This is a genomic window from Laspinema sp. D2d, assembly GCF_025370755.1.
GTDB lineage: Bacteria > Cyanobacteriota > Cyanobacteriia > Cyanobacteriales > Laspinemataceae > Laspinema.
On the sequence record NZ_JAMXFC010000014.1, the window covers coordinates 130,383 to 155,153 of the forward strand.

The 24,771-nt window shown below is 47.3% G+C and carries 21 protein-coding genes, 1 tRNA gene and 1 pseudogene; 12 read left to right on the forward strand and 11 right to left on the reverse strand.

Annotated elements, in window-relative coordinates:
- Nucleotides 1-71 precede the first annotated feature (71 nt).
- Nucleotides 72-611 carry an RNA recognition motif domain-containing protein gene (locus NG796_RS11985; RefSeq protein ID WP_261206963.1) on the reverse strand — a complete coding sequence of 180 codons (540 nt, stop codon included), beginning with the start codon at nt 609-611 and terminating at the stop codon, nt 72-74.
- Between the two features lie 874 nt (nt 612-1,485).
- Nucleotides 1,486-4,101: a M48 family metalloprotease gene (locus NG796_RS11990; protein ID WP_261206965.1), complete on the reverse strand. Its 2,616-nt coding sequence runs from the start codon at nt 4,099-4,101 to the stop codon at nt 1,486-1,488.
- 415 nt (nt 4,102-4,516) lie between these two features.
- Here NG796_RS11990 and NG796_RS11995 point away from each other — a divergent pair, with 415 nt between their 5' ends.
- Both NG796_RS11995 and NG796_RS12000 read left to right on the forward strand, forming a co-directional pair.
- Nucleotides 4,517-4,861, forward strand: a complete 345-nt coding sequence (locus NG796_RS11995; RefSeq protein WP_261206968.1) for a DUF4870 domain-containing protein — start codon at nt 4,517-4,519, stop codon at nt 4,859-4,861.
- 38 nt (nt 4,862-4,899) lie between these two features.
- The gene (locus NG796_RS12000) at nt 4,900-5,235 is read left to right on the forward strand and encodes a DUF4870 domain-containing protein (RefSeq protein ID WP_261206969.1); all 336 of its coding nucleotides are present in this window, start codon (nt 4,900-4,902) and stop codon (nt 5,233-5,235) included.
- Between the two features lie 196 nt (nt 5,236-5,431).
- Here NG796_RS12000 and NG796_RS12005 read toward each other — a convergent pair whose 3' ends face one another.
- From NG796_RS12005 to NG796_RS12015, 3 genes are all read right to left on the reverse strand, one after another.
- On the reverse strand, nt 5,432-6,376 hold the full coding sequence (locus NG796_RS12005) for a bestrophin family protein (RefSeq protein WP_261206972.1): 945 nt from the start codon (nt 6,374-6,376) through the stop codon (nt 5,432-5,434).
- 72 nt (nt 6,377-6,448) lie between these two features.
- Nucleotides 6,449-8,581, reverse strand: a complete 2,133-nt coding sequence (locus NG796_RS12010; protein ID WP_261206974.1) for a protein kinase domain-containing protein — start codon at nt 8,579-8,581, stop codon at nt 6,449-6,451.
- Between the two features lie 626 nt (nt 8,582-9,207).
- On the reverse strand, nt 9,208-9,399 hold the full coding sequence (locus NG796_RS12015) for a hypothetical protein (RefSeq protein ID WP_261206976.1): 192 nt from the start codon (nt 9,397-9,399) through the stop codon (nt 9,208-9,210).
- Between the two features lie 1,734 nt (nt 9,400-11,133).
- On the opposite strand from NG796_RS12015, the gene NG796_RS12020 reads away from it, so the two are divergent.
- The 6 genes from NG796_RS12020 to NG796_RS12045 all read left to right on the forward strand — a co-directional run bounded on the left by NG796_RS12020 (nt 11,134) and on the right by NG796_RS12045 (nt 15,583).
- Nucleotides 11,134-11,652: a phycocyanin subunit beta gene (locus NG796_RS12020; RefSeq protein ID WP_261196769.1), complete on the forward strand. Its 519-nt coding sequence runs from the start codon at nt 11,134-11,136 to the stop codon at nt 11,650-11,652.
- Nucleotides 11,653-11,782: 130 nt separating this feature from the next.
- A complete protein-coding gene (cpcA, locus tag NG796_RS12025) occupies nt 11,783-12,271 on the forward strand; it encodes a phycocyanin subunit alpha (protein ID WP_261206977.1) in 489 nt (162 codons plus the stop codon).
- Between the two features lie 239 nt (nt 12,272-12,510).
- Nucleotides 12,511-13,371, forward strand: coding sequence for a phycobilisome linker polypeptide (locus NG796_RS12030; RefSeq protein WP_261206978.1), 861 nt, complete (start codon nt 12,511-12,513; stop codon nt 13,369-13,371).
- Between the two features lie 181 nt (nt 13,372-13,552).
- Nucleotides 13,553-13,822: a phycobilisome linker polypeptide gene (locus tag NG796_RS12035; RefSeq protein WP_261206980.1), complete on the forward strand. Its 270-nt coding sequence runs from the start codon at nt 13,553-13,555 to the stop codon at nt 13,820-13,822.
- Nucleotides 13,823-13,864: 42 nt separating this feature from the next.
- Nucleotides 13,865-14,710: a HEAT repeat domain-containing protein gene (locus NG796_RS12040; RefSeq protein ID WP_261206982.1), complete on the forward strand. Its 846-nt coding sequence runs from the start codon at nt 13,865-13,867 to the stop codon at nt 14,708-14,710.
- 219 nt (nt 14,711-14,929) lie between these two features.
- Nucleotides 14,930-15,583: a HEAT repeat domain-containing protein gene (locus NG796_RS12045; RefSeq protein WP_261206984.1), complete on the forward strand. Its 654-nt coding sequence runs from the start codon at nt 14,930-14,932 to the stop codon at nt 15,581-15,583.
- 7 nt (nt 15,584-15,590) lie between these two features.
- Here NG796_RS12045 and NG796_RS12050 read toward each other — a convergent pair whose 3' ends face one another.
- A complete protein-coding gene (locus NG796_RS12050) occupies nt 15,591-15,776 on the reverse strand; it encodes a hypothetical protein (protein WP_261206986.1) in 186 nt (61 codons plus the stop codon).
- Nucleotides 15,777-16,074: 298 nt separating this feature from the next.
- Between NG796_RS12050 and NG796_RS12055 the strand changes: the two genes are divergently transcribed.
- Nucleotides 16,075-16,147 (forward strand) — tRNA-Thr (locus NG796_RS12055).
- 81 nt (nt 16,148-16,228) lie between these two features.
- Here NG796_RS12055 and NG796_RS12060 read toward each other — a convergent pair.
- Nucleotides 16,229-17,656: an NADP-dependent isocitrate dehydrogenase gene (locus NG796_RS12060; protein WP_261206988.1), complete on the reverse strand. Its 1,428-nt coding sequence runs from the start codon at nt 17,654-17,656 to the stop codon at nt 16,229-16,231.
- Between the two features lie 276 nt (nt 17,657-17,932).
- Nucleotides 17,933-18,781: a PEP-CTERM sorting domain-containing protein gene (locus NG796_RS12065; RefSeq protein WP_261206989.1), complete on the reverse strand. Its 849-nt coding sequence runs from the start codon at nt 18,779-18,781 to the stop codon at nt 17,933-17,935.
- A gap of 751 nt (nt 18,782-19,532) precedes the next feature.
- Between NG796_RS12065 and NG796_RS26445 the strand changes: the two genes are divergently transcribed.
- The 3 genes and pseudogenes from NG796_RS26445 (at nt 19,533) to NG796_RS12075 (ending at nt 21,503) form a co-directional block, all read left to right on the forward strand.
- Nucleotides 19,533-19,661, forward strand: coding sequence for a hypothetical protein (locus NG796_RS26445; RefSeq protein ID WP_317619299.1), 129 nt, complete (start codon nt 19,533-19,535; stop codon nt 19,659-19,661).
- 12 nt (nt 19,662-19,673) lie between these two features.
- Nucleotides 19,674-20,156 (forward strand): annotated as a pseudogene (locus NG796_RS12070) (4Fe-4S single cluster domain-containing protein); the annotation flags it as partial.
- Nucleotides 20,157-20,363: 207 nt separating this feature from the next.
- Nucleotides 20,364-21,503: a PP2C family protein-serine/threonine phosphatase gene (locus NG796_RS12075; protein WP_261206991.1), complete on the forward strand. Its 1,140-nt coding sequence runs from the start codon at nt 20,364-20,366 to the stop codon at nt 21,501-21,503.
- A 32-nt stretch (nt 21,504-21,535) separates the two neighbouring features.
- Here the strand turns inward: NG796_RS12075 and NG796_RS12080 are convergent, their stop codons facing one another.
- The 3 genes from NG796_RS12080 to NG796_RS12090 all read right to left on the reverse strand — a co-directional run bounded on the left by NG796_RS12080 (nt 21,536) and on the right by NG796_RS12090 (nt 24,495).
- Nucleotides 21,536-21,868: an STAS domain-containing protein gene (locus NG796_RS12080; RefSeq protein ID WP_261206993.1), complete on the reverse strand. Its 333-nt coding sequence runs from the start codon at nt 21,866-21,868 to the stop codon at nt 21,536-21,538.
- Nucleotides 21,869-22,020: 152 nt separating this feature from the next.
- Nucleotides 22,021-23,811 (reverse strand): aspartate--tRNA ligase, encoded by a 1,791-nt coding sequence (gene aspS, locus NG796_RS12085; RefSeq protein WP_261206995.1) that lies wholly within the window; start codon nt 23,809-23,811, stop codon nt 22,021-22,023.
- 270 nt (nt 23,812-24,081) lie between these two features.
- Complete coding sequence (locus NG796_RS12090; protein ID WP_261206997.1) at nt 24,082-24,495, reverse strand: hypothetical protein; 414 nt, start codon at nt 24,493-24,495, stop codon at nt 24,082-24,084.
- Nucleotides 24,496-24,771: the final 276 nt, after the last annotated feature.

Below are 24,771 nucleotides of genomic sequence, written 5' to 3' on the forward strand. Positions count from 1 at the left end.
AAACAATCCATTGGATTTTTCCCCCTTTAACCCATCACTTGAATGCAGATTTAGCGGGAAATTCCATTGAATTAGGAATTGCTGGCTTGAGCTGCCAACATCTGTTTGAGCTTTTCCAACTCCCCAGCCCAACGAGGATCCGGTTGTACCGAATCCGAGTCTTGACTGCCACTGCTGCTGCTACTGCTGCTGCCGGTTGAACGTTTCGACTTGTTGCCACCGCGAGCACCACCGCCACCGCCTCCAGTGGTCGGTTTAGCCACCTTAGCTGCAGCAGGGGTGGGGGCTGGGAGGGGGGTTGCGGTTGCCTCTCCAGTTTCCGAGGAGGGTGCGCCTTCTTGTTCCTCATCACCTTTCCCTTTCTTGCGAGGCAATGCCTTTTCAATCTTCAAAGGGGTATCTTGGAACATAAAACCGTTGAACTTTTCGATAAATTCGTCGGCTTGCTCGTCATTCTTTACTGTGACGAATCCGAACCCCCGACACTTGCCCGTCTTGCGATCGGTAATGACTTTAGTGGTCACAGAATCACCGGCTTCAGCAAAGACGTCTTGCAGTTCTTTGCGATCGACTTCTTTTGGCAGATTACCTATATAAAGACGAATCGACATTTGAGATACCTCCTATCTTTTGGAAAATCAATTAAATACAAAACCTTCTTTTTTGACTCGCTCCGTTTGTTGGGGGCTTCGTCGTTAACCACTTAAAGCGAGAGCTTTCCTGTCCTCTCATTACCCTTTGATCGCACAAGGGTAAAAGTAACGGCTTGGCTTTTATCAATTGGTTCACTGTTGCTCACCCAATCCCAGGCATACCCAATCGAAAAAAATACGCGCCAATACATTGCCTCGAACGCTTGTAACAATTTGGTGAAATTTTAGGGAGGGCATTGGATCTTTCAGGATTCCTTTCTTCTGCTTTTGATAAAAATCTGCTTTAGGAAACATATCCTCTATCCGGGGCTTCCAAACCACCGATGAGCATACTACCGTTCTCCTTAATACCACCTATGTAAACTGCAAACGGCTCAAGTGTAAAGTTGATGCGTTTCTCAATATGGGCGCTCTCTTACTCACTCTAACAGAAATGGGTGATTATCTCCCATCCCATTACTTTTTTTTGGCCTAAATCGAGCCACTCTTAAAAATATCACAGCTTATGCAGGTGAGCTAGTAGTTAGCTCAATTTTTTTTTATTTCCAGGGTATAAATTTTACCATTCGCTGATCACTGTCAAATATTTTCTCCATTTGTCGCCCATTTTTTGGCTGTTTCAACTTTGTCTCAATCCCGAGGAAAAACCCGCCCATTGGTTGGACCGGGTGCTGTGTCCCTGGATTGTAAGGCGTCACCCCTGACTCGCATCAGAACCTTGACTCCCGGTGAAACGACGGGGTTTTTCCAGATTAGCCCGAGGATGGACGAGTTTCGTTAAGAATTGTAACAAATTCCCGACGGATTATGAGACCGGGCTTTCACTTGAGTCCTAGGTCCCCCCCTTAGACATCCAGTAAACGCCTAAAAGTACCGCTACTCCCGCCACAATCGTTGACCAGATCGGATGAGCACTGGCGTGAGTTTTCCCATCAGCAGTGGTGAATCGGTCCAAATCAATCCAGGGAGTCGCACCCCGACGAAACCAGCCCACTGCGGAAATAGCCTGTCCCACCAAATCGCTAGGACGCTTAGACAAGAGCCAGAGATACCCGAAAACCCCTAGCATGGAGGCGGCGTGCAACTTCACCAATCCCGTTGGGGAGTGCAAAATTAAATCCTGCGCCAGCCAATTGCTGATTCCGCGCCGTCCCAGGAGTTGTCCCTCCAAACCAATCGGCAAACTATCCAGGGGAATGGCATCGGGATCCCTGAGGAGGTCCGGCAAGGTGGGGTTTTTGTGGATATTTTTAGGAGTAATGTCTGGGAAAAAGGAATTGATCCGCAGAACAATCCCTAAACTTACTCCTATTAATAAAGAACCTTGAAGAATTGAGCGATCGCCCCATACCCAATCCAAAGCCCCAAACCCTAGGTTCACGGCAACTGCGCCCAATGCCCAGAGCATTAACCCGGCGAGTAACCCTAGCGGAAGCCCAAAATAGGGTGCGCCTTGTAATAAGAGGCGTTTGAGTATGCTACGGGGAGGGTTCGCCGGGGCGACTGCGCTATCTTGGGCAAAATCTAACTCCGCATCCAGCTTCCAAAACCGCGCATAGAAATCCAAGAGGGTGAGGCGATCGCCCAAAGGGGGATGAGATTGGGGGACCGTCAACCATTTTTTGTAGGCATTGTGGCGGTCCCATTGCAGGAGATTTTCCCAAGAATCGTAGCCCGAACAACTGCCCAAGGTCATCCCTTGGATATAGCCGATGGGGGAGAGTAAATCGAATCCTTCCAGAACAAAACTGGTGTGACCCTGTTTCTCCACATCTTGGGCAATCCCGACTGCCATTTTCAGTAAAGCGCGAGTTAGAGCATTGGGATTGCCGGTTAAAGAGGTAGAGGCGCGATCGCTGTAATAAAATCGCAAGCGGGACAGGAATAAAACCGGCCAACGCAGGACCCAGTACAATCCGTAGGCGATCGCGGAAATTACCCCTGCCGTCCCTAACATCACCTTGCCAAACCACTCCTGAGAGTCCAACCACTTATCCCCATCCCGGGACACCTGGCAATAGATTACATAAGGAAGTTGAGAGAGTAACACGGTTAAAGACATCAGGGGAAAATCCCAATTTTCTAAATGTCCTAACTCACCGGCATAAATGGCGGCAATTTCATCGTCCTCTAATTGCTCTAATAACCCTTGACTGACCACAATTCGGGCAAACCGAGGGGCAAAACCATAGGTCATTGCGATCGGTGCATCGGTGGGCAGGACTCCTAAAGACAGGGCCGGTTGCTTCCGTTCCAAACTAAAGCGGGATAGCAATTTACGCGCTTCTGGACTGTAGTTACCCAGTTTTAGTGGGGGGAGTTTTTCCATGCCATAAGCAAAACGCAGCAGTAAATCCAGCAACCAGGGTGAGGCAACCAACAACAGGATCAGGATGCCCAACAAGGGCCAAGTTTGGTCTTGATAAAAACTTTGAATGGGCCCTAAGAGGGGAAGTCGATAGAACAGGTCATTAGCAGTTGCCATCGCCGAATGCATGAAAATTCGCAGCAACCAAAACAGGGCGATCGCACTGCCAATTTGAGCAAAGAATAGATAGGTGGGTTTGACGGGTTTGAGTTTTCGCCAGTTTTGCGCCCGTCCCGCCTGACGCCATTCCCGAGGGTGTTGCGTTGGAATTGGGGATTCCGCCGGAGTTGAGGCGGACTGGACCTCCTCTGGAGCCATGACCGGGGCTGCTGGAGCCTGGGGGGTTGAGGGGGTTAAATAATCGACCCCCTCGGTATCCGGTTCTAAGGGGAGGACTTGAGGGGAATCCCGCCGGGGAACCGTCGGAGGCAGTGGGGGTGCGGGTAGGGATGAGCTTGGAGTTAAGGGACTGACTTTGGATCGAGGAGTGGCCCCGCTCAGGGGTTTGGGGGGCAGAGGTGGCGGCAGGGGGGGTGAGTTCCTCGGGGACCGGGGTTCAGGTTTACCTGGTGCTGGTTCTAGGGGGACAAATCCCGTAGCCTTTCCCGGGGATAGGGGGGAAATGATGCTTTTGGAGTTGGGGCTTTTGAGGGGGGAAGTTTGAGCCGGTCCTGAAGAGGAGGATGGGTCTAAGGGCACAAATCCGGTGGGATCTCCTCCGAGGGGGGTGGGGGAATTTCCGGGACGATTGACTGTTTTCGGGGTTTGGGGTTGGGCCCCGGGTGAGGGGGGAGACGATCGCCGTTGGGGAGAAGATTGATTAAACTGAGCTAGGGTCCTGACCGCCCAATCTTTGACCTTGGGACTGTCTGATTCGGTCAAGGTTTGACATAAGGCGATCGCCTTAGACGGGGCACGGTTCCCTTTGTAGGCCATTACCAACCCCATTGTAGCCCGATTAACCGTGGGTTGATGGAGTTCTTCGGCGCACACCTTTTCTAAAATGGCGATCGCCAATTCATAATCCTTTTTTTTGAGTGCCGCCAACCCTGTTTGGAGATCCGAGTGTTCCATAGCCATCGATTCGCAATTGGTAGATGAACCAATGAGGTTCAACGAGAACTAGACAGTCAGAATCGAGAAGGTGGGAAATTGTTCAGTCTCGATTCTTAAATGCTCTATCGCTAGTTTAAATCATTCGCACCCCGAATCTATGGGCTGTGGCACTAGGTCCCGGGGTCCGAGAGTTTTTGGCATCAGAAAGTTTTCCCCAGGTAGATTTGAAGTCGGATCGGGTATGTTGTTCGGTTTGTCAACTGTCTTGAGGGGTGTGGACATCATCAATAGAATAGGGGGAAGATTCCCCCTGTGGAATCAATCGGGCTGTCGCAAAATTAAGATAGATTAAAAGGCAAACTCATCGGGGATGGGTGGCGATCGCATCACATATCCAGCGATTTTTCACAGAAGTTTAATCATCAAAGGAGTTTAAGTCATGTACGATGCAGACAAACGGAAGCTTTTATCTCTGCTGTCTCATGCGGCAATTTTTTTCAGCACAACCTTGGTGTCTATTGGTATCCCTCTGGCGATTTTATTTGTATCCGATGACCCGATCGTGAAAGATAATGCCAAAGAATCTATCAATTTTCATCTGAATGTCTGGGCTTGGGGTTCGGTTATTCTGGCCCTCAGTTTTCTGACTTTTGGCTTGTTGGGATTTATTTTAGCCCCAGCCGGGTTTATTCTCCATTGGGGATTGACGGCGTTTGCGTTGCTGAAGGTGTTCGGAAATCCGGACCGTCCTTTCGAGTATCCTTTTATTTTCCGAGTGTTATAACTTGATCAGAAGGCGATCGGCAATAGTGGAGGATTTTTATGTACGATTCAGATAAACGGAAGTTATTATCGGTCTTGTCTCACGGAGCGATTTTTTTGAGTGCTACATTTCTTTCCGTCGGATTGCCGATCGCAATTTTGTTTCTTTCCGAGGATCCGGTCGTTAAAGGGAATGCCCGGGAATCTCTGAATTTTCATCTCAATCTTTATCTCTATGGCATCATTTTTGGCCTTTTAACTTTTGTACTGATTGGATTTCCCCTGCTTTTGATTTTATTAGCCCTCAGTTGGATTTTGCCTATTGTAGCGATTGTTAAGGTTCTCTCAGATCCCACCTTGATATATCGCTATCCGTTCATTTTCCGACTTGTGTAGTTGGCCTGAGAGGGCAATCTTATCTCCCCTCATCGTGAGTTAACCCAATCTGTTGCGGCCATTCGTAAACTCCCCCGACAGATTGGGTTTATGTATTAATTCTCCAAAGGCAAGTGAATTATTTTTCGGAAATAGGGTGAATAAAAGATAATTTATTTTTTATCAAAAACCTATTAAAAGGTTTTTAAATCAAACTTTAATAGTCTTTCGTGACTTGGTTGCGCTCAGGAAAAATCGACAAATTTTCTGGAATTTTAGTGCGATTTGATGATAAAGAAATTAAATCTTCTATATTGACCAGCATAGCAGCGCAAATTTTATCTAGGGGCAAATCATTAGAATCATATCCGAACGGATTTTCGATTTCAATGGCAATTTGTTCTATGCCTAATAACGTAAAGCTAATTAAAGCAGCAACGGGGGCAGTCCATAAATCTAAGTGGCTGACAATTTGAAACGGCAGCGCCAGACAATAAATGAGTAAAAGCTGTTTCAAATGAATCGCATAAGCCACAGGCATCGGGGTTTTTAAAATCCGTTCCATTGAACCCAAAATATCCACCATTGTATCTAACAGCTTGATCATGGTGGTGAGTTGATAAATATTAAGTTTATTCAGACGATATTGTTTTTGTAAGTAATCTCCCAGCCAAAAGGCGATTTCCAAAGGCGGGTGATTCATCTTTTGGAGCTTTTCATACTGTTCTGGAGAGATTAAACCTTGTAATTCGTTATTGATACGTTCGTTTCTCAAGTGTAATTTGGTAGCAATGGCAAAGGCTACTAATAATCTCAAATGATTCGCTTTTTCTGTAGCATCTTCTGGATTATTTTCGCTAATTGCTACTAAAATATGCCGAGAAAAGTTGCGAACCGAATTAACAAGGCTTCCCCAGGCTTTTCGGCCTTCCCAAAAGCGGTCATAAGCTGTATTTGTTCTAAAAACTAACAATAAGCCTAGAACAATCGTGGGGACCAATCCTTCTAAGACGGGCCAAGAAACGGGGTAACCCCAGCGATATAAAATAGAGACAATCAAGCCAAATAAACCACTCCATAAAACGAGAGGCAAAATGGCGGGAATCACCGAGCCTTGGACTTGAAAAATCAGATGCAAGCCTTCTATCTTTTTAAGTTTCATAGAGTTTCGCGATCGCAGAAAGGATGAGGAAGACTTCAATTTGTAATCCCAAGACAGCAGTTTCCTTTTCTTTTAAGGTTCACTCACCGATGGCACGCGCCAAATTTTAATCGTTTCATCCGGAGAACCACTCAACAGTGTTTTACCATCGTGAGTCATCACAATTCCACTGACATAACTAGAATGACCCGTTAGCTGATAGTGCCGGGTTCCGGTGGCTAAATTCCAAATTTCGATGGTCCCCCCACTACTTGCCAAAAGGTTGCCATCGGGACCGATCGCCACGGATCTCACCCAACTAGAATCTCCAATAAGCTGATAGCGTCGTTCTCCGGTTTTGAGATTCCAAACGGCAATGGTATTATCGCGACTGCCACTGACTAGGGTGTTACCATCAGGACTAATAGCAAGGGAAAGAACCGGATGAGCATGACCTCGCAGGGTTAACAATCTCGCGCCAGTTGATAAATCCCAAATTTTTACAGTATTGTCATTGGCAGCACTAATCATGCGGCGGCCATCGGGAGTAAAAGCGATCGCATTCACCACCGATCCAGCCTGAATCGTGCGCAGGCGAGTCCCGCTTCTAATATCCCAAATCTTAATCGTCTTATCATCGGATCCACTCGCTAACCGCTGACCATCGGGAGTAAACGCTAGGGTATTTACAGGACCCCAATGCGCTCCAGGTCCAGCAATAGTCAGCATTCGGGACCCATTATTCATATTCCATAAGCGAATGGTCTTATCATCGGAACCACTGGCTAGGGTCTGACCATTGGGACTTACAGCTAGGGTCTTTACCCAGTCTTTATGAGCCGCAATCGTGTGCAACAATTTACCACTGTTGAGATTCCAGATGCGGATCGTCCCAAAACTTCCGCTGGCAAAGGTTCCCCCTTCCGATTGACTTGCTGCGCCGGGAACCTGACTCATGGCGATGGACTGAACTTGACCCACTTCCCGGATACTTTTTCTTAAAAATAGACTGCTGGGGATATTCACCAGGAGTCCGACGGGATTGGCGGGAAATAATCCATATCGCCAATAGCCATAAACTTGAGAGGTTGCCAGGAGAACTAATAAGATGGAAAGCGCAGAAATCCAGGGTTTTTTGCTGCCTTTTTTTAAAAAGTGGTTTTTACCGCTATTTTTCGGAGGGTAAACAGGTTTATATTGCGATCGCAGCTTTCTCGATTCCGTAGAGACTAATTTCGAGTTTCCATGAGAACCTGTATTGTAATTTCCCCGAGTCCCAGAAGTTCCGATTCCCGTATTACTATCCCCGACTTCACCATTAGGCGGCGTCAAGTCAATCTCGGCTAAACATTGCAAGATAGCCTGAGCATTTTGAGGACGCTTTCCAGGAAAAGGAGCCATTAAGTAATCAATCACATCCCCAAAAGACTTGGAAATTTGCGGTGCACTATTGCGCCAAACCAGTTTTCCCGTCCGAGGATTTTCCGAGAAGGCGGTAGGGGGTTTCGCAGTGAGTAAAAAGACTAAAGTTCGCCCTAACGCATAAAAATCCGATTGCGGCACTGCCTTACCATTAGCTTGTTCCGGTGGCGTATAGCCTGGAGAGACAATGCCGGTAATGTTTTGACCCTGCCCCACCTTCGCAAAGTAAGTATTCGTAACTTCCCTTGCCGCCCCAAAGTCAATCAATACCACTTGTCCATTCAAGCGAATCATGATGTTAAGGGGCTTAATATCTCGATGGAAAAAGTTTTGTTGGTGGACGCGATCGAGAATCTCCACCATTTGTTTTAACCAATCAATCGCCTGACTTTGGGTGACGGGTCGGTTTCCTCGTTTTTTCATCCAATCCCGCAGATTCAACCCACTGATCTTTTCCATCATCAAACAGTGGATCGGTTCCTCTTCCCCCGGAGGCGTGATAGAAAAATAAGCATCGGGCTCTACTTTAGGAATTCCCGGATGGTTGATTCGTTTGAGGACATCAGCTTCCTGTTGAAAAAGCTCAACTGCCTTTTCATGGTTTTGAAGCAATACTTTCAGAACCTTGATGGTGCCTTGGTCATCCACTTCAAAAGTTTTACCAAAGCCTCCACCGCCAAGGGGTTTGATAATCCGATACCGTCCTTGCAGGAGTATATCACAGCCACAGTGAACGCATTTGACCTCGTTCGCATTGGCTGGGTCATTAGGATGGGGACATTTGGGATTCAGGCAATAACTCACAGAAGCTACATTACCCTATATTCTGACTGCACGTCTCAACAACACTATAACTTGCAGTTATCATTCCTAACTGTAGGGTCTTGCCAACTTATTGGCAATTTCCTCGGTTACTTGACCCTCTAGCTGCAGTCGTAGCGAAACCCATCAAGGGGGCTTGATTTCTGGACCTGCTGTTCTTTACTGATGGGTTAACCCGGTTGGCTTGTGGGAAAGGTCATCCGTCGAAGCCAGTTCTGATACCTCCATTAAAGATTAGCAATTATCCGGTATCAAAATGATTCGGTTTCAATTTTTATGACACTTGCCGCTTGGGTGGTATGTCCTCTTTTGAATCGTCTGCCGCTTTTTCCCTGGGGGTTAACTACATTTTCTCCGGTGTCTACTCCTGGCCCCTGTTTTAAGCTTCCCCTAGATGGGTTGCCTTCTGCTTTGGATCCGATTCCTGGCTTTGAGGGGGGCGATCGCCTGTATATGGCCCTGAATTGGGTCTGTTTCTCCCCCGCGCTAAATTGTAGCTAAATTCTGTCCTGATGTTCAGTTTGCCCAGACTCGTCCCGATTAACAGTTCCCAATTCAATATTTTCTCGCCACTTGTTCAGATCTAGGTCGAGTTGTCTGCCTTTCTTTCAAGGGCGATCGCTGCTTTCAAATCGATGTTGATAGCGGATGAAAGCCTCTTCAACTTCAGCTTCGGTCAAAATCAAATACTGAGCAATATCTGAAAAACTTTTTCCCAGTCCGCACATTTTCCCGACGACATCTTCTATCGTACTTTCCGTAATCTTCCGTAATTTCTCAAACTCTTTTTCTTGCCTCATTGTTTGTTACCTTTTTATTCAATATTTAACCTATTAATCTTATTTACCTTGTGTCTTCAGACTCTTTAATCGCTTCATATATTTCATGTAATTACCAGACTTTCCAAAAAAAATATAGACCATACAAATTGCCCAATATTAATTCAATATTCACTTAAAGTTTATGAAATATTTTAAATAAACTTTTGCAAATTCATTGTATTATCCAAAAAGGCTTAAATTCAAAATAACCTATTATCCAACAGTAGCTTAGGTTGTATTAGCAAAGCTTTTTTGAATCGAACCTGACTAAAATTGAGTATTTAATCTTATTGCTTTTTAGTGGCTGTAAATATTTCCCATCAATCGTTAAACGTTTAGTTATATACGTTGTTCAAGAGGGATAGTTTAGACTAAAATCAATCCAGGTAATTTTTAGTACATAACTTTTCTATGTATTCCAGATAGACTTGTGTTATCAGGAAAAATTTTATTTTTGAATTAGTACAGTTTTTATTTTCACAAAGAAATATGGAAATATTTTTTAACTTAAAAACTCAGGCATTTTGCAACTGCAACCCTAGAAAAAATGCTCAATGTAACTTAACCGCCTCTACTTTTCTAAATTGAAAAGTTTCTATCCAAGGGACGGTATTTAAAACTGCGATCGCAGATGGGTGACGGATGACTTTCCAACCCTCATTAACCGAAATTAAGACCGATAATCGGGTTTCAATTCATGACTTCCCCTGAAGGGGATTTGTTCTCGGTTCACCTTGAACCCATGAATGGTGATCCTTACCCCTAACTTGTGGCCCTTAACCCTTAATCGATCAACCGCATTAATCATCTTGGGGAGGACAGGGTTCGGGTATGGGGGGTTCCCTAAATTTCCTAGAGAGGATAGAAGGGGTCTCTCTAAAGTTTTTAGGGAACAGTCATAGCGTTTCCTATATTTGAACCTCATTGGTTGCTAATTTCTATTAAAATTGTGATTAAACTCGGGTTTTTCCTGATTGCGGTAACGAGGCCCTAGAACCTCCCAATCCGATGGAGTGACGAGGAAGACCCCCTGGTTCTGTAAGGGTGGGGATGCTGGAGAAAGGCGATCGGCTTAGGCCCCACCTGTCTGATTTCTCCTCTACCTAGAGAAAGACCCAAATATCCCCTCCGCCTTGGAACGTCTAAAATTAGATTTCGTGCATCTATCGATTGGCATAGATATTCCTGAGAATCGGAAAGAAGTGATTTTTTCGACCCGGAGGCCACTGCTCCTCGCCATGCCTGAAAGCTCTGCTGGCAAAGGTTTTAGAAGGTGCTGCGGACTTGCGATCGCCCCGGAATATCCCCCAGTTGAAGAGACTCCGACTGCTTAAATGGTTAAGTACATTTGCTCAATTTGGACAAAAATAAAAAAACTTAACATTTCGTAATGATCTTGAGCACAAAGGCAGTGTATAAAGGTAACCTGAAGGGGTAGAGAAACGAAAAAAGTTAACCTGAATATTGATTAAAGACGGTTTTCAAGTTTCTCATACTTCTGCTAATATTTTCTAAGATTTCTCGAAAGCGGGTGACGAAGCCCCAGCAGGGGCCAGCCACACACTTCGAGTCCAGCTTTAACAGAAACAAACGAAATTGTTGTAGTGTTGTAGCTGGGGTTAGTCGGAACCTAACAAGCTTTTTAGCTTGAGCGGGGTCAACTAAACTTGATTGAAGCCCAAAGCAAGCCAATAAATAAAGGAGATTGAGTACATGCTAGACGCATTTGCAAAAGTTGTTTCGCAAGCAGACGCACGTGGCGAATTCCTGAGCACCGCCCAATTGGATGCTCTGACCAACATGGTCAAAGAAGGTAACAAGCGCTTGGATACCGTCAACCGGATCACCAGCAACGCTTCTCAAATCGTTTCTGAAGCCGCTCGTTCTCTGTTTTCTGAGCAACCCCAGCTGATCCAACCCGGTGGAAATGCTTACACCAACCGTCGTATGGCAGCTTGCTTACGCGACATGGAAATCATCCTGCGCTACGTCACCTACGCAGTCATCGCCGGTGATGCCAGCGTGTTAGACGATCGCTGCTTGAATGGTCTTCGTGAAACCTACCAAGCCCTGGGTGTTCCCGGTGGTTCCGTTGCCACTGGCGTTCAAAAAATGAAAGATGCTGCTGTCCGCATCGCCAACGATCCCGCAGGTATCACTCCTGGTGATTGCAGCGCTTTGATGTCTGAAATCGCTGGCTACTTCGATCGCGCAGCTTCTGCGGTTTCCTAGTCTGATTTAGTCTGACTAAAAACCCAAACTATCTTTTCTTTTTAAGGATGGAGCCATTGTGCCAAGTCCTTAAAAAAAACCAAAACCAAAGAACGAAAAATTAGTACAACCCTAGGGAGATACTGCAACGATGAAAACCCCAATTACTGAAGCAATTTCTTCTGCTGACGCTCAAGGCCGTTTCTTAGGCAACTCCGAACTCCAAGCTGTTGATGGTCGCTTCAAGCGCGCTCAAGCCAGCATGGAAGCTGCTCGTGCTTTAACCAGCAACGCACAACGCTTAACCGAAGGTGCTGCACAAGCTGTCTACAACAAGTTCCCCTACACCACCTCCATGCAGGGACCGAACTATGCTTCTACCGAAACCGGCAAGCAAAAGTGCTCTCGCGATATCAGCTACTACCTCCGTATGGTGACCTACTGCTTAGTTGCAGGTGGCACCGGACCGATGGATGAGTACCTGATTGCTGGTTTGGATGAAATCAACAGCACCTTTGATTTATCTCCCAGCTGGTACGTTGAAGCCCTCAAGTACATCAAGAGCAATCATGGTCTCAGCGGACAAGCTGCTGTTGAAGCCAACACCTACATCGACTACGCAATCAATGCTCTCAGCTAATTGATGCTTTCTTCTGGCATCTATCTGATTGCTTAGAACGGTAAAAGGTGAGATGTCCGGGGAGGTAGGCGGGTGCTGGCAGCAGGCTAGTCTCTGTTTACCTGTCCGGGCATCTTTGTATTTGTTGAAGCTGAAAAACCCCGTAAGAACCGATCGCGGTACCCAGATTTTGGATGGTCTAAAGAAAAAGCACCTCTAAAATCACAACAGTAAAAACTTTTTTTTGGGAGATTGTTTAGATGGCAATTACAACAGCAGCATCCCGTTTGGGAACGACACCTTATGAAGATACAGGCCGGGTAGAACTGCGTCAAAATAGCAGTGAACAAGATATCGAAGCTGTGATTCGCAGCGTTTACCGCCAGGTACTCGGGAACGATTATGTGATGAAATCCCAGCGCCTCAACAGTGCGGAATCGCTGTTGAAAAATGGCAAAATGACCGTGCGGGATTTTGTCCGCGCTGTTGCTAAATCGGAACTTTACAAAGAAAAGTTTCTTTACCCCAATTTCCAAACCCGCGTCATTGAACTTAATTATAAACATCTGTTGGGACGCGCTCCTTACGATGAAACTGAGGTGATTTATCACCTGGATCTGTATGAAACCCACGGGTTTGATGCCGAAATCGATTCTTACATCGATTCTCCCGAATATGAAAGCAACTTTGGGGACAATATTGTACCCTACTATCGTGGCTTTGCAACCCAAAATGGTCAAAAAACCGTTGGGTTTAACCGGATGTTCCGCCTCTATCGCGGTTACGCTAACAGCGATCGCGCGCAACTCGAAGGCAGCAAATCTCGGTTGATCCGCGAATTGGGCAAAAATCAAACTAACACGATTGTTGCTCCCTCGGGCGGTTCTGATGGCTGGTCCTACCGTTCTTCTGTCGATTCTTCTCCCGCAACCTGCCTCGGTGGTGCATTTGTTGGGTTTGGAAAAGATGGCGGTGTATATCGCATCGAAGTCACCGGACTCCGGCAAACTGGCGTCCGTCGCAGTTGCCAAACCTTCCTCGTTCCTTACGAGAGCTTATCTACAAAAATTCAACAAATCGTGAAGCAAGGCGGAAAAATCGCCAGCATCACGACTGCCTAATTTAGGATAAATCTCAGACAGCCCACAGGACGCAAATGCCATCAGCGCAGCCGGATTAATCCACCCGAAATATTTCCAAGAGATAGGGTGAAATATTCCAGATTAAGCCGTGGAAAAGTATTATGGCGATCGCCTGTGGGTTAACCTAGTCAATCTACACTCAAGGAGCTAGTCACATCAAATGTTAGGTCAAGTTGCAGGCTTAAATCAATCCAACACCAGTGCAGGAAATCGTTTCTTTCGCTATGAAGTGACCGGATTGCGTCAAAACGAAGAAAGCGATCAAACCAACTACTCTATCCGCCATAGTGGAAGTGTGTTCATCACCGTTCCCTACAATCGCATGAACGAAGAAATGCAGCGGATTACCCGCCTGGGTGGAAAAATTGTTAGCATTCACCCCTTGAATGTTGAAATTGAGCAACAGACTCATGAAGGAGAGGCTGAATAGGTTAGAGATTCTAACCTGTTAGCCCAACCTGGTTTTTAACTCATGTGGGACAATCTTGAATCAGGCTCACCGGCCCCTCCAGCAGGGGACGGTGAGACTTTAACTGTAGAGGTGGCGATCGCCAATTTGCGCCACGAAGATTTGAGCTTGCGTTACTACGCCGCTTGGTGGATTGGCAGATTTGGCGTTCGTGAACCAGCGGCGATCGATGCCTTGCTGGATTTGTTATCTGAAGAGGGAGATAAAACCGAGGCGGGAGGGTTTCCGTTGCGGCGCAATGCCGCCCGCGCACTAGGTAAAGTCGGGGACGATCGCGCAGTGGCGGCCCTGATTGAATGCTTAGGCTGCTCCGATTATTATGTCCGGGAAGCGGCAGCAGAGAGTTTGGAACGACTCGGCGATCGCACCGCCATTCCTGCCCTGATGGAATTACTCAATGGGGGCCTCACCGCAGCGGTCCAGGTGCCGGGAAAACCCCACCTCACTCAACCCTACGATACGATCTTAGAAGCGTTGGGAACCCTGCGAGCCACAGAAGCAATTCCCCTGATTCAGCCCTTTCTCGAACATTCCTTTCCTCGGGTGCAATATTCCGCCGCCCGGGCAATGTATCAACTAACTGGAGAAGGGCAGTATGCAGACCGTTTAGTTCAAGCCTTGCAGGGAAAAGATTTGCAACTGCGGCGATCGGCTTTATTAGATTTGGGCGCGATCGCCTATTTACCCGCAGCCAAAGCCATTTCTCAAACCTTGGCCGAAAATAGTATCAAGTTGATTGCCCTCAAAGGACTCATTGAGCATAATCTGACTCTCACCCATCCGGATGCCGCCCCAGATTTATCTCCAGAGTTGATTGAAGTGATGAATCTGATGGATAGTCTCTTGTAGGCGATCGCTACGTCACTTTGACCCCACCCTAACCCTCCCCAAGACACAGGGGAGGGGACCGGAGAATCACCATAAACGGAATAAAACCTACTCGGGTCAGGAGAGAGGGGTGGGGTCCTTCCGTTGATCAAAACTCTGGAGAATCAATCAGGCTTTAATGATACTTTTGTGTGGATTAAAATTAACCCTTTTTAATAAAACAGCGATCCAACAGTTCTCATGACTGAACCAGCCGGAATCACCCCCCTGATTAAAGCCGTTGAAGAGGCAGACTCCGCAGAACGGTTAACAATAGCCTTATGGAAATTAGCCCAAGCGCGATCGCCCGAAGCAATTCCCACCTTAATCGAAGCCCTCGGTTTCAATAACCCTGGTGCTGCCGTGGCGGGAGTAGAGGGATTAGTTGCCCTTGGGGAAATCGCCGTGGTCCCCCTGTTAAAACAACTCGATGGATTCAATTATGGCGCTAGAGCCTGGGCCCTACGGGCTTTAGCCAAAATTGGTGACCCACGGGGATTAGAGTTACTCTTAGAAACTGCAGCCCGTGATTTTGCTTTGAGCGTGCGTCGTGCAGCAGCCAGCGGCTTGGGGAATATCCTCTGGGAAAAAATGGAACCCGAGGAAAGAGCGACAGCCCAAGAAAAAGTGTATCAAACCCTTTTGGAAGTGCTGCAAGATCCAGAATGGGTGGTCCGCTATGCAGCAATTGTGGGAATGCAAGGACTTGCCACAGCAGCGGTATCGAATTCGCCCATTTGGTTGCGTCAACTCTTAACTCAGTTAGGCGATCGGGCCAAATCTGATGAGGAGTTAGTGGTGCGTGCGCGGGCTCAACTGGCTTATCAACAATTACAAATCACCGCCCCCGCTTAAGACCCGCTTACTTCCCCGAAGAACCCGAATTCTCCGAGGGTTCCCTCAAAAATGCCTGAAACAGACTCCAAAGGGTCCAGAGTAAGCCCGTCCCTAAGACAAACAGCATCAAAGCGGATAAGGCACCAAAGGGAGAAAGCACGGCAATCAGTAACAGGCCAAATATTAATAGAGTAATGATGGGCTGATTCATGAGATGGGGTTGCTCCGATTCTGACTCTACCCTCTGAGTCTATCCAGTCGGATTTACTGCTGACCTCTTTCCCCGTACTGAGATTTTATCTGCGATGGGGTTGATCTCGATTACAGGAGGGAGACAGACTAAGCAGGTATTGAATAGATCTAGGGGTGGGGCATTTTTGGGGATGCCATCCTGTTGCAGAGTCTGTGGAGAGATAGGGGGATGATCATTCGAGGGTTTAATTCCTTTCAAAAAAGTCCTGTAGAGGGGTTGCAAAACTGCCCCGAACTTTGGTAAAGTTAAAACTTATGCTGGTGTAGCTCAGTTGGTAGAGCAACGCACTTGTAATGCGTGGGTCGCGGGTTCAACTCCTGTCACCAGCTTTAACTCAAAAATTTCTGGCTTCGTTCAGAAGAGAATCCCCCCTGCTTTTCAGGGGGGATTTTTAAAGTTTTGTCCGAGGTCTAATCGTTGAAATGTTTAATAATCGCGTCGGCAAACTCAGAACATTTGAGGGGGTTTTCCACGGGGGGTTCCATTAATCGAGCCAAGTCGTAAGTCACCTCACGGTTAGAAATGGCTCCTCCAATGCCTTTTTTAATCAAATCAGCGGCTTCTTGCCATCCCATATATTCCAACATCATCACTCCAGAGAGGATAACGGAACCGGGATTAATGCGATCGAGCCCGGCGTGTTTGGGTGCGGTGCCGTGAGTGGCTTCAAAAATAGCACATTGGTCGCCAATATTGGCCCCGGGTCCCATGCCTAATCCACCGACGATCGCCGCTGCGGCATCGGAGAGGTAGTCACCGTTTAAATTCATTGTCGCCAAAATGGAATACTCATCGGGGCGAGTTTGGATTTGCTGAAAGATACTATCAGCAATTCGGTCATTGACCATAATTTTCTCTTTCCATTTGCGATCGCCGTGAGTCTCCCAGATGGCATCAAGCACCTGCTGGACTTCCGTGCAAACCACCGCCTGTTTTTCCTCTGTCAGGGCATCATAACCCGGGTCAATCTGACGAGCATTCTCTTCAATACTCAGGTCAGGATTTTTCTCTTTATTGCTCAAAATCCAGGATTCCCGTTCTGTGACGCACTCATTACGAAACTCCGTGGTTGCTAGTTCGTAACCCCAGTCCCGGAACGCTCCTTCGGTGTACTTCATAATATTGCCCTTATGGACCAAAGTCACCATTTGTTTAGCTTTGGGCAAGCGTAAGGCGTGTTTAATCGCACGACGAACCAGACGCTGGGAATTGGTTTTGCTAATCGGTTTAATGCCAATCCCAGAATCGAGGCGAATTTGTTTTTTCCCATGTTCTGGGGTTTGGGGAATTAATTGAGTATTGAGAATATCAATTAATTTTTCGCAGATTTCCGTACCCGCACGCCATTCGATTCCCAGATAAATATCTTCGGTATTTTCCCGATAAACAATTACATCCAGTTGTTCAGGGTGTTTGTGTGGGGAGGGGGTTCCGGGATAATATTTGCAGGGTCGGACACAGGCATAGAGGTCGTGAATTTGGCGGAGGGCCACATTGAGGGAACGAATCCCGCCACCGACTGGGGTAGTTAAGGGGCCTTTGATGGCGATGCCATATTCTGCGATCGCCTTGTTAGTATCCTCGGGCAAATATTGATAAGTGCCGTATTTTTCGCAGGCTTCATCACCGGCGTAGATTTTGAACCAGCTAATTTTACGTTTGCCCCCATAAGCCGCTTCTACCGCAGCATCGATCGCTTTTTGGGAGGCGGGCCAAATATCAACCCCCGTCCCGTCGCCGCGAATAAAGGGGATAATCGGGTTATCGGGAACAATGGGTTCGCCATTTTTAAACGTCACGCGATCGCCAGTCGTCGGGGGAGTCAGTTTCTCGTACATAATCCACTTACGGTTAACTTGAGTTAAAGCTGAACCTTCAGCCTTTGAGTAGCGTATCAGAAGCCCTGGGATAAGCCGGTAATCAGTTTATCTTTTTCCTTCCCTATTCCCTCTGTTGGGTTTTGTAGAATTCAAGACTTGATGAGTTTTGGGGGCATTTGCCCAAAAAAATTCGGTCAGGCCCCTTAAATTGGGACTGACCGAACTGATGAATTAGCTATCCATTAATCGGACAAGGCTTCCTGAAATGTGTTCTTGTCGCGATCGCTGGTTAGATTAACCCTTTTGGCTCATTTTGCGGCGACGTGCAGCAATCAAACCACCAGCACCGAGAATCAAACCACCCATCGTCAAGGGTTCGGGAACTTCAACCGGGTCAGTTCCACCCGGAGTTTCCGGAGTTACTGGAGTTTCCGGAGTTACTGGAGTTTCCGGAGTTTCCGGAGTTACTGGAGTTTCTGGATTCTCGGCGACTGGAGTTTCCGGAGTTTCTGCGGGCGGGGTAGTCACAACAATCGGAGATGTGATAGATTCTGCTACTTTGCTGCTGCCGTTGCGAGTACCTCCCACTGGGCCAACACTCTTGAGGCGGATGCCGAAACTCTGAGATGTAAAAGAACTGAGGGATAGTCCTGCTGCGGAGACTTTAAAGGTCGTGGTTTGATAGTCATCGCCATTGGGGATCCCACCGGAGAAGCCAATTCGGATGCCGACATCGAAGGAAGTGTCTCCGCCGCCTCCCTGCATATTCACACCATCACCCAGATTGCCAGCGTTTCCATTTAAATCGCTGCTACCAAGGTTGACTGGCCCACCAGATACGCCACTCACGGTCACAGGACCGACGCCATCGGGAAGGTTGAAGTAAACCCCGTTAATATCGCCGATATTTCCAGTATTATCTTCCGGCACTACGTTGACAGTAACGGTAATGCTGCCTGGATTGCTCGTATCGTCGAGGGTGACGTTGACCTTAGCTGGATCTCCAGTCTTAGGAGAAGCGTCGAACGTGATAGAGTCCGCTTTAGCTTGTCCAGGAGCAAAGGCAAGGGAGGCAGCAGCCAGACCGAGAGAAATTAGAGCAGTTTTGGTGAGTCGGTTCGTAAAAGTTAAATTAGTAATCATGGTTTGACACCTTGCAGTTTAGAGTTAAGTTAGCAGCGGTTGTTCAAGAGATAACGTTTTCTTTATTTAATCTCTCTTGTGCTTATGTCTATCATTATTACCTCAACTTTTTCTCTCGTCTAGGGGGTGAGGTGATTCTTTATCTAAAAAAAATACTAGGCTAGGTGTTTTTAAAGATTGAAAGAACTGTTTGAAATCTCCGAGATTTTTCGGTTGCCTAACTCTTTTAGCTATGCTCTAGTTGCAAGCACTCCGGGAAAATACGGTAGTTTTGGTATTTTTTGAGAGACTAAAAGGAAAAAACGCTCTCTTTAGTTTCAATTCAGGGCCTGTAGCTAGACAAGAGGGAAATTTATTCTACAACCATACTACTATTTTATCCCAAACTCGACTAGCCGATCTTCCCCAAATTTCTAGCCTAAACACACAGATAGACGGGTCTTTCCTAAATTTGAGTGCAGTTCTGGAACGCGCCAAAGGGCTTTACTCAAGGATTAGAGAAGATTTACCTAACCACTAAAAGAATTAGACCCCATTTGATAGAGGAACTGTTCCTATAGCTTCAGTTAAAACCGGGTCGAAAATACTGAAAAAAGCTCGGTCAGATGCGATTTGCCGATCGCCTTTCTCAAAAAATCCCGTTTGAAGATTCGTGATTCTCCAGAATATAGCTGATAATCGATATAAGAATCTTTCAGTCCTACCCTGAACCCGAAGAGTTAAAACCTCCCATTTGATGAGAGGTCCACCGATGATCGATTTAATCAACAGCGCACCACCTACCCTCCCCGACATCCCCGAGGGCTATGTCAATATCATGGGGTACGTGGATGAATCAGAGGTGAATGGACCCGAAACCCGCGCCGTAGTGTGGATCTAAGGTTGTCTCAGAGAGTGTTCCGGTTGTTTTAATCCGGCATCCTGGCCCTTTGAAGTCAATCAGTTAATGGCTATTGATGAACTCGCGGATAAAATTTTGAGCAATCCCCGGAATCAAGGGGTGACGTTTTCCGGGGGTGAACCCTTTTGGCAGGCCCCTGCCCTTGCGGAACTCGGGAAAAAAATCAAGGCAGGGGGATTAAATCTGATGTCCTTTAGCGGGTTTACCTTAGCGGAATTGCGATCGCCTTCTGCACCAGTAGGTGCGGGTGCCTTATTAGAGCAACTCGATATCCTGATTGATGGTCCTTATGTCGAATCCTTGGCGATTCATTCCCCAGACTCCCCAGTTTCTTCGCGCAATCAACGGATTCACATCTTCAATGAAGCGTTTAAAGATAAAATTACTTGGGCCAGCGACCAGATGGAAATCCACATCCTCAAAGATGGAACCAGGATTATTACGGGTTTTCGGGGGCAATTGGGGCTAGAGTAGAACCCTGTTGCATTCCGGGAAAGAGACTCCCTAACTCCCTCAAAAGCATCACAGTTCCGTTGACGGGTTCCCCAACATCAGGAAACGGTGACAAGACGCTGCATCATTACCTTGAAGGGTTCCTTGACATCAGGAAACCATGAGGGTTGGGGGTCTTTTTCGTGAGTGCTATTCTGTGTAAAGCTAATTGTCGCAATTTCCTAGTCCATGACCCACATTCTTGTGATTGATGACGATCCGACCATTCGCGTAGTGTTGACGAGATCCTTGCAAAAACAGGGGTATCAGGTTGCCGTTGCTAGTAATGGTCAAGAAGGAATGGAACAGGCTTATCGATTAGGGCCTGCATTAATCATTTGTGACTGGATGATGCCGGTGATGGATGGGTTGGAAGTTTGCCGTCAGATCAAAGCACATCCGGAATTATCCAATACCTATTTTATTCTGTTAACCTCTCGGGGGGCAACGGAAGATCGGATCGTCGGACTGGATACGGGTGCGGATGAATTTCTCTCAAAACCGATCGAAATTAATGAATTAAATGCCCGAGTTAGAGCGGGACTGAGGATTTATCAGCTTACCCAAGATTTGCGAAATTCAAAGCGAGCTTTAGAAGCGGAACTATCGGAAGCAGCGGATTACGTGCGATCGCTCTTACCGGATCCGGTGAGTCAACCTGTGGCGATCGCCAATCGTTTTATTCCCTCGCGTCAACTCGGCGGTGATTGCTTTGACTACTATTGGCTCGATTCAGAACACTTAGTCATTTACCTGCTTGATGTTGCGGGTCATGGGTTAGCGGCGACCCTCCCCTCTGTTTCCGTTTTAAATTTATTACGGTCCCACTCCCAGGTTGGCTTTGATTTTACCCAACCGGCTTCGGTTTTAACCGAATTAAATAAATATTTTCAAATGGACCTACAACAAGATAAATATTTTACGATTTGGTATGGCGTCTATAACCGGACCCAAGATACTCTATTGTATTCCACTGCCGGACATCCTCCAGCCTTATTGTTATCGGGAATTCCCGGAATGCCGCCTACCCTACAAGCGCTCAAAACCCAAGGCTTACCCATCGGAATGTTTCCCGAAGCCCAATATACTCAAAATGTCTGTCATATTGACACCCCGAGTACCTTATACATTTTTAGTGATGGCGTCTATGAAATTAATCAGCCCGATGGCACCCTTTGGGGTCTGGATGCCTTTAGCAATTTGCTGACCTATTATTGGCAAAAAAATGGCCGGGATATTGATGGGTTGCTGGCTCGGATCCGAAGTTTAAATCTCAACCCGACCTTTGATGATGACTTCTCGTTACTCCAGGTAGAATTTCTTGAATAATACCCAACCTCCGCTGTGCGCTTTATTCTGAGTTAAATATCAGAATTCACGTCATTTTCAAAGGCTTCTTCAGTGGGATAAACTTTAAATACCCGGTCCATGCTGGTGAGTTCAAATAGCATTCTGACCTGATCATTAATGGAACAGATCACCATCTTTGCGCCAGCGGTTCGCACCATTTTCAAGGCAGAGACTAACGCACCTAGACCGGAACTATCAATAAACGTGACATCCTGGAGATTCACGAGGACAATATTGGCTTGGTTGTCCAGGCGATCGCGCACTTCGCGACGAAATACATTAGCCTGGGTCCCGTCTAAGATGCCATTGGGACGAACGACTTCAAACTTGATGTCAGAACTCATCGGTTTGTTACTCATAGAAATGATAGTGGGCTTTCGAGCTATTTTTTCTCAGATGAGAAAATAATAACAATTCAGTACAGTCTTAAGAATAGCAAGTCATGGATAATTCACCCAAATACTGGATTACCCATGACCTGATCTTTAACCCATTCCTAAGCCTGTTTAGGCTTCACCGTAGAAGCCACGTGCAATTCCTTCAACTGAATTCCATCAATGGTAGCTGGAGCACCCGTTAACAAACATCGAGCTTGCTGGGTTTTCGGGAAGGCAATCACATCTCGAATCGAATCCTCTGAAGCTAACAACATCACCAAGCGGTCTAAACCATAGGCAATACCGCCGTGAGGAGGAGTGCCATACTCAAAGGCTTCCATCAAAAAGCCAAACTTATTATCCGCTTCTTCCTTGGATAACCCGATCGCCTCAAACACCCGTTCCTGAACCTCCCGCTGATAAATCCGCAGACTCCCTCCGCCGATTTCCAACCCGTTGTAAACCAAGTCATACGCTTGAGCGCGAGCATTTTTGAGGTCGTCAATATCTTCCAGATTAGGAGCCGTAAACGGGTGATGAGTCGCCTCGAACCGCTTCTCATCGGCATTCCACTCAAACATGGGGAAATCCGTGACCCAAAGCAGATTGAGCTTGCTCTCCTCAATCATCCCCAACAGACGAGCAACGGATTGGCGGAGGCGATCGAGGGTTTTATTCACTGTTGCTATATCTCCGGCCCCGAATAACAGTAAATCCCCCGATTGTGCCCCCGTCCGCGAGAGTAATTCTTGTTTCTGTTCCGGGCTTAAATTATCTTTAATCGCCCCAATGGTATCGATTTCTCCGTTATCTTTAACCCGTATATAAGCCAACCCTTTGGCACCCGCTTCAGCGGCTTCCTTGAATAAATCCCCACCCGGTTTAATCCGGACATTGGAAATGGCGCTATTGCCACCGGGAATCGGTAACACTTTGACAATTCCACCGGCAGAAATTGCCCCTGAAAACACCTTAAACCCGGAGTCTTTCACCAAATCCGAGACATCCACCAATTCCATGCCATAGCGGGTATCCGGGCGATCACTCCCGTATCGGGACATCGCTTCGGCGTAGGTTAACCGGGGAAAAGGACGGGGGAGTTCAATGCCCTTAACTGTTTTAAAAAGATGGCAAACTAAAGATTCATTCAGGTCCAGAATTTCTTCTTGGGACATGAAACTCATTTCCAGGTCAAGCTGAGTAAATTCCGGCTGGCGATCGGCCCGCAAATCTTCATCGCGGAAGCATCGGGCAAATTGATAATACCGATCCAACCCCGCCACCATTAACAACTGTTTGAATAACTGCGGCGACTGCGGCAAAGCATACCATTCACCCTCATTCACCCGGGAAGGGACGAGATAATCCCGGGCCCCTTCTGGGGTAGAACGGGTCAGCATTGGGGTTTCAACTTCGATAAAGCCATATTCATCTTCCAGGAAGCGGCGCATGGCTTTAACCACTTGATGGCGCAGTTGTAGATTTCGCGACATCCGTTCCCGACGTAAATCGAGATAGCGATATTTCATGCGTAACTCTTCCCGCACGGTTTCTGTTTGTCCAGTGGAAACCGGGAACGGCATCAGTTTATGGACGGCATTGAGTAATTCGATGTGATCGACGTAGACTTCTAGCTCTCCCGTGGGTAAGTTGGGATTGAGGGAATCGCTAGGACGCTGGCTGACCCGTCCGGTGATGCGGAGGACATATTCACCCCGGATGGTTTCCGCGTCTTTGTAGGAGGTGGGGGTGCGCTGCGGGTCAGAAACGATTTGGACGATGCCACTCCTATCTCGTAAATCCAAGAAAATGACTCCACCATGATCTCGTCGGCGGTCTACCCATCCACACAGAGTAACAGTTTCTCCAATATGTTCGCTTCGGAGTTGGCCGCAATAGTAGGTTCGCATGGTGGTCGCTTTACAGTTCAGACGTAATTGAGTGGACAAGTGAACAGCTAGAATGCCCCGGTTCTAGGGGTTCGATGCTCGATCGCAATCAGGGAATAAATTGGGTTGGATTGCTGACGTGGAGTCTTTTAAACAAACAACAGAGGCAAACTTTTAAAATCTAGCACGAACGGGTCATCGTGATAGAAGATTCTCTCGGGATGGACTTAAAAAAATAGAGGGCGACCGATGGATCGCCCTCTATGAGCAGGTGTTTAAGCGGAACGTTGCTTAGGAATTGGGGGGAGTACCCGAGGGATTGAAAAGGGAGTCCCAAGCATCCTTAGCGGATTGAGCAAGGCGATCGCCCAGTTCACTCATTTCACTGAGGATCTTGTCCCAGTTTTGCTTGGCATCCATTTCCATCAGTTTGATGGTATAGGCAATCCGTTCGGGATCCATCAGGCGATCGCTCTCAATCGTCTCCCGCGCTTGTTGCACTGCACTCAGATAGGCTTCTGAGGTAAATTTGCTGGCCCCTTGAATTTCCGCTTGTGCTCGGCGTTTGATGGCTTCAAACAGGGCCATCGTTTCGTGCTGCACCTGGGTGGTAGCATCCGGCATTTCTTTTTCCACCAGCGCTTTCGTCTCAGGACTTACTTCCACGATCGCACGTTCTTTAGGTACTTGAGCTTCATCAGTCATGATTCTGTCTCCTACTAGATTTGGATGACTTGTTGCCTCTAGCCTAACGGCTAAAGTTGGACTCGGGGAGATGGGGGAGATGGGGGAGATGGGGGAGATGGGGGAGATGGGGGAGATGGGGAGATAGGGGAGAGACGGGAGATGGGGGAGAGACGGGAGATGGGGGAGAGACGGGAGATGGGGGAGATGTTCAACGTCCGGACTTCAGTCTTTTTTTCTCCCCTATCCTCCCCATCCTCCCCAACCTCCCCCACCTCCCCCACCACCCCCCCCACC

Coding starts and splice junctions, on each gene's coding strand:
- NG796_RS12065 (WP_261206989.1), bottom strand. CDS start 18,781: ATGATTACTAATTTAACTTTTACGAACCGACTCACCAAAACTGCTCTA.
- NG796_RS12005 (WP_261206972.1), bottom strand. CDS start 6,376: ATGAAACTTAAAAAGATAGAAGGCTTGCATCTGATTTTTCAAGTCCAA.
- NG796_RS12080 (WP_261206993.1), bottom strand. CDS start 21,868: ATGAGTTCTGACATCAAGTTTGAAGTCGTTCGTCCCAATGGCATCTTA.
- NG796_RS11995 (WP_261206968.1), top strand. CDS start 4,517: ATGTACGATGCAGACAAACGGAAGCTTTTATCTCTGCTGTCTCATGCG.
- NG796_RS12015 (WP_261206976.1), bottom strand. CDS start 9,399: ATGAGGCAAGAAAAAGAGTTTGAGAAATTACGGAAGATTACGGAAAGT.
- NG796_RS12035 (WP_261206980.1), top strand. CDS start 13,553: ATGTTAGGTCAAGTTGCAGGCTTAAATCAATCCAACACCAGTGCAGGA.
- NG796_RS12045 (WP_261206984.1), top strand. CDS start 14,930: ATGACTGAACCAGCCGGAATCACCCCCCTGATTAAAGCCGTTGAAGAG.
- NG796_RS11985 (WP_261206963.1), bottom strand. CDS start 611: ATGTCGATTCGTCTTTATATAGGTAATCTGCCAAAAGAAGTCGATCGC.
- NG796_RS12040 (WP_261206982.1), top strand. CDS start 13,865: ATGTGGGACAATCTTGAATCAGGCTCACCGGCCCCTCCAGCAGGGGAC.
- NG796_RS12030 (WP_261206978.1), top strand. CDS start 12,511: ATGGCAATTACAACAGCAGCATCCCGTTTGGGAACGACACCTTATGAA.
- NG796_RS26445 (WP_317619299.1), top strand. CDS start 19,533: ATGATCGATTTAATCAACAGCGCACCACCTACCCTCCCCGACATCCCC.
- aspS (WP_261206995.1), bottom strand. CDS start 23,811: ATGCGAACCTACTATTGCGGCCAACTCCGAAGCGAACATATTGGAGAA.
- NG796_RS11990 (WP_261206965.1), bottom strand. CDS start 4,101: ATGGCTATGGAACACTCGGATCTCCAAACAGGGTTGGCGGCACTCAAA.
- cpcA (WP_261206977.1), top strand. CDS start 11,783: ATGAAAACCCCAATTACTGAAGCAATTTCTTCTGCTGACGCTCAAGGC.
- NG796_RS12090 (WP_261206997.1), bottom strand. CDS start 24,495: ATGACTGATGAAGCTCAAGTACCTAAAGAACGTGCGATCGTGGAAGTA.
- NG796_RS12000 (WP_261206969.1), top strand. CDS start 4,900: ATGTACGATTCAGATAAACGGAAGTTATTATCGGTCTTGTCTCACGGA.
- NG796_RS12020 (WP_261196769.1), top strand. CDS start 11,134: ATGCTAGACGCATTTGCAAAAGTTGTTTCGCAAGCAGACGCACGTGGC.
- NG796_RS12050 (WP_261206986.1), bottom strand. CDS start 15,776: ATGAATCAGCCCATCATTACTCTATTAATATTTGGCCTGTTACTGATT.
- NG796_RS12075 (WP_261206991.1), top strand. CDS start 20,364: ATGACCCACATTCTTGTGATTGATGACGATCCGACCATTCGCGTAGTG.
- NG796_RS12060 (WP_261206988.1), bottom strand. CDS start 17,656: ATGTACGAGAAACTGACTCCCCCGACGACTGGCGATCGCGTGACGTTT.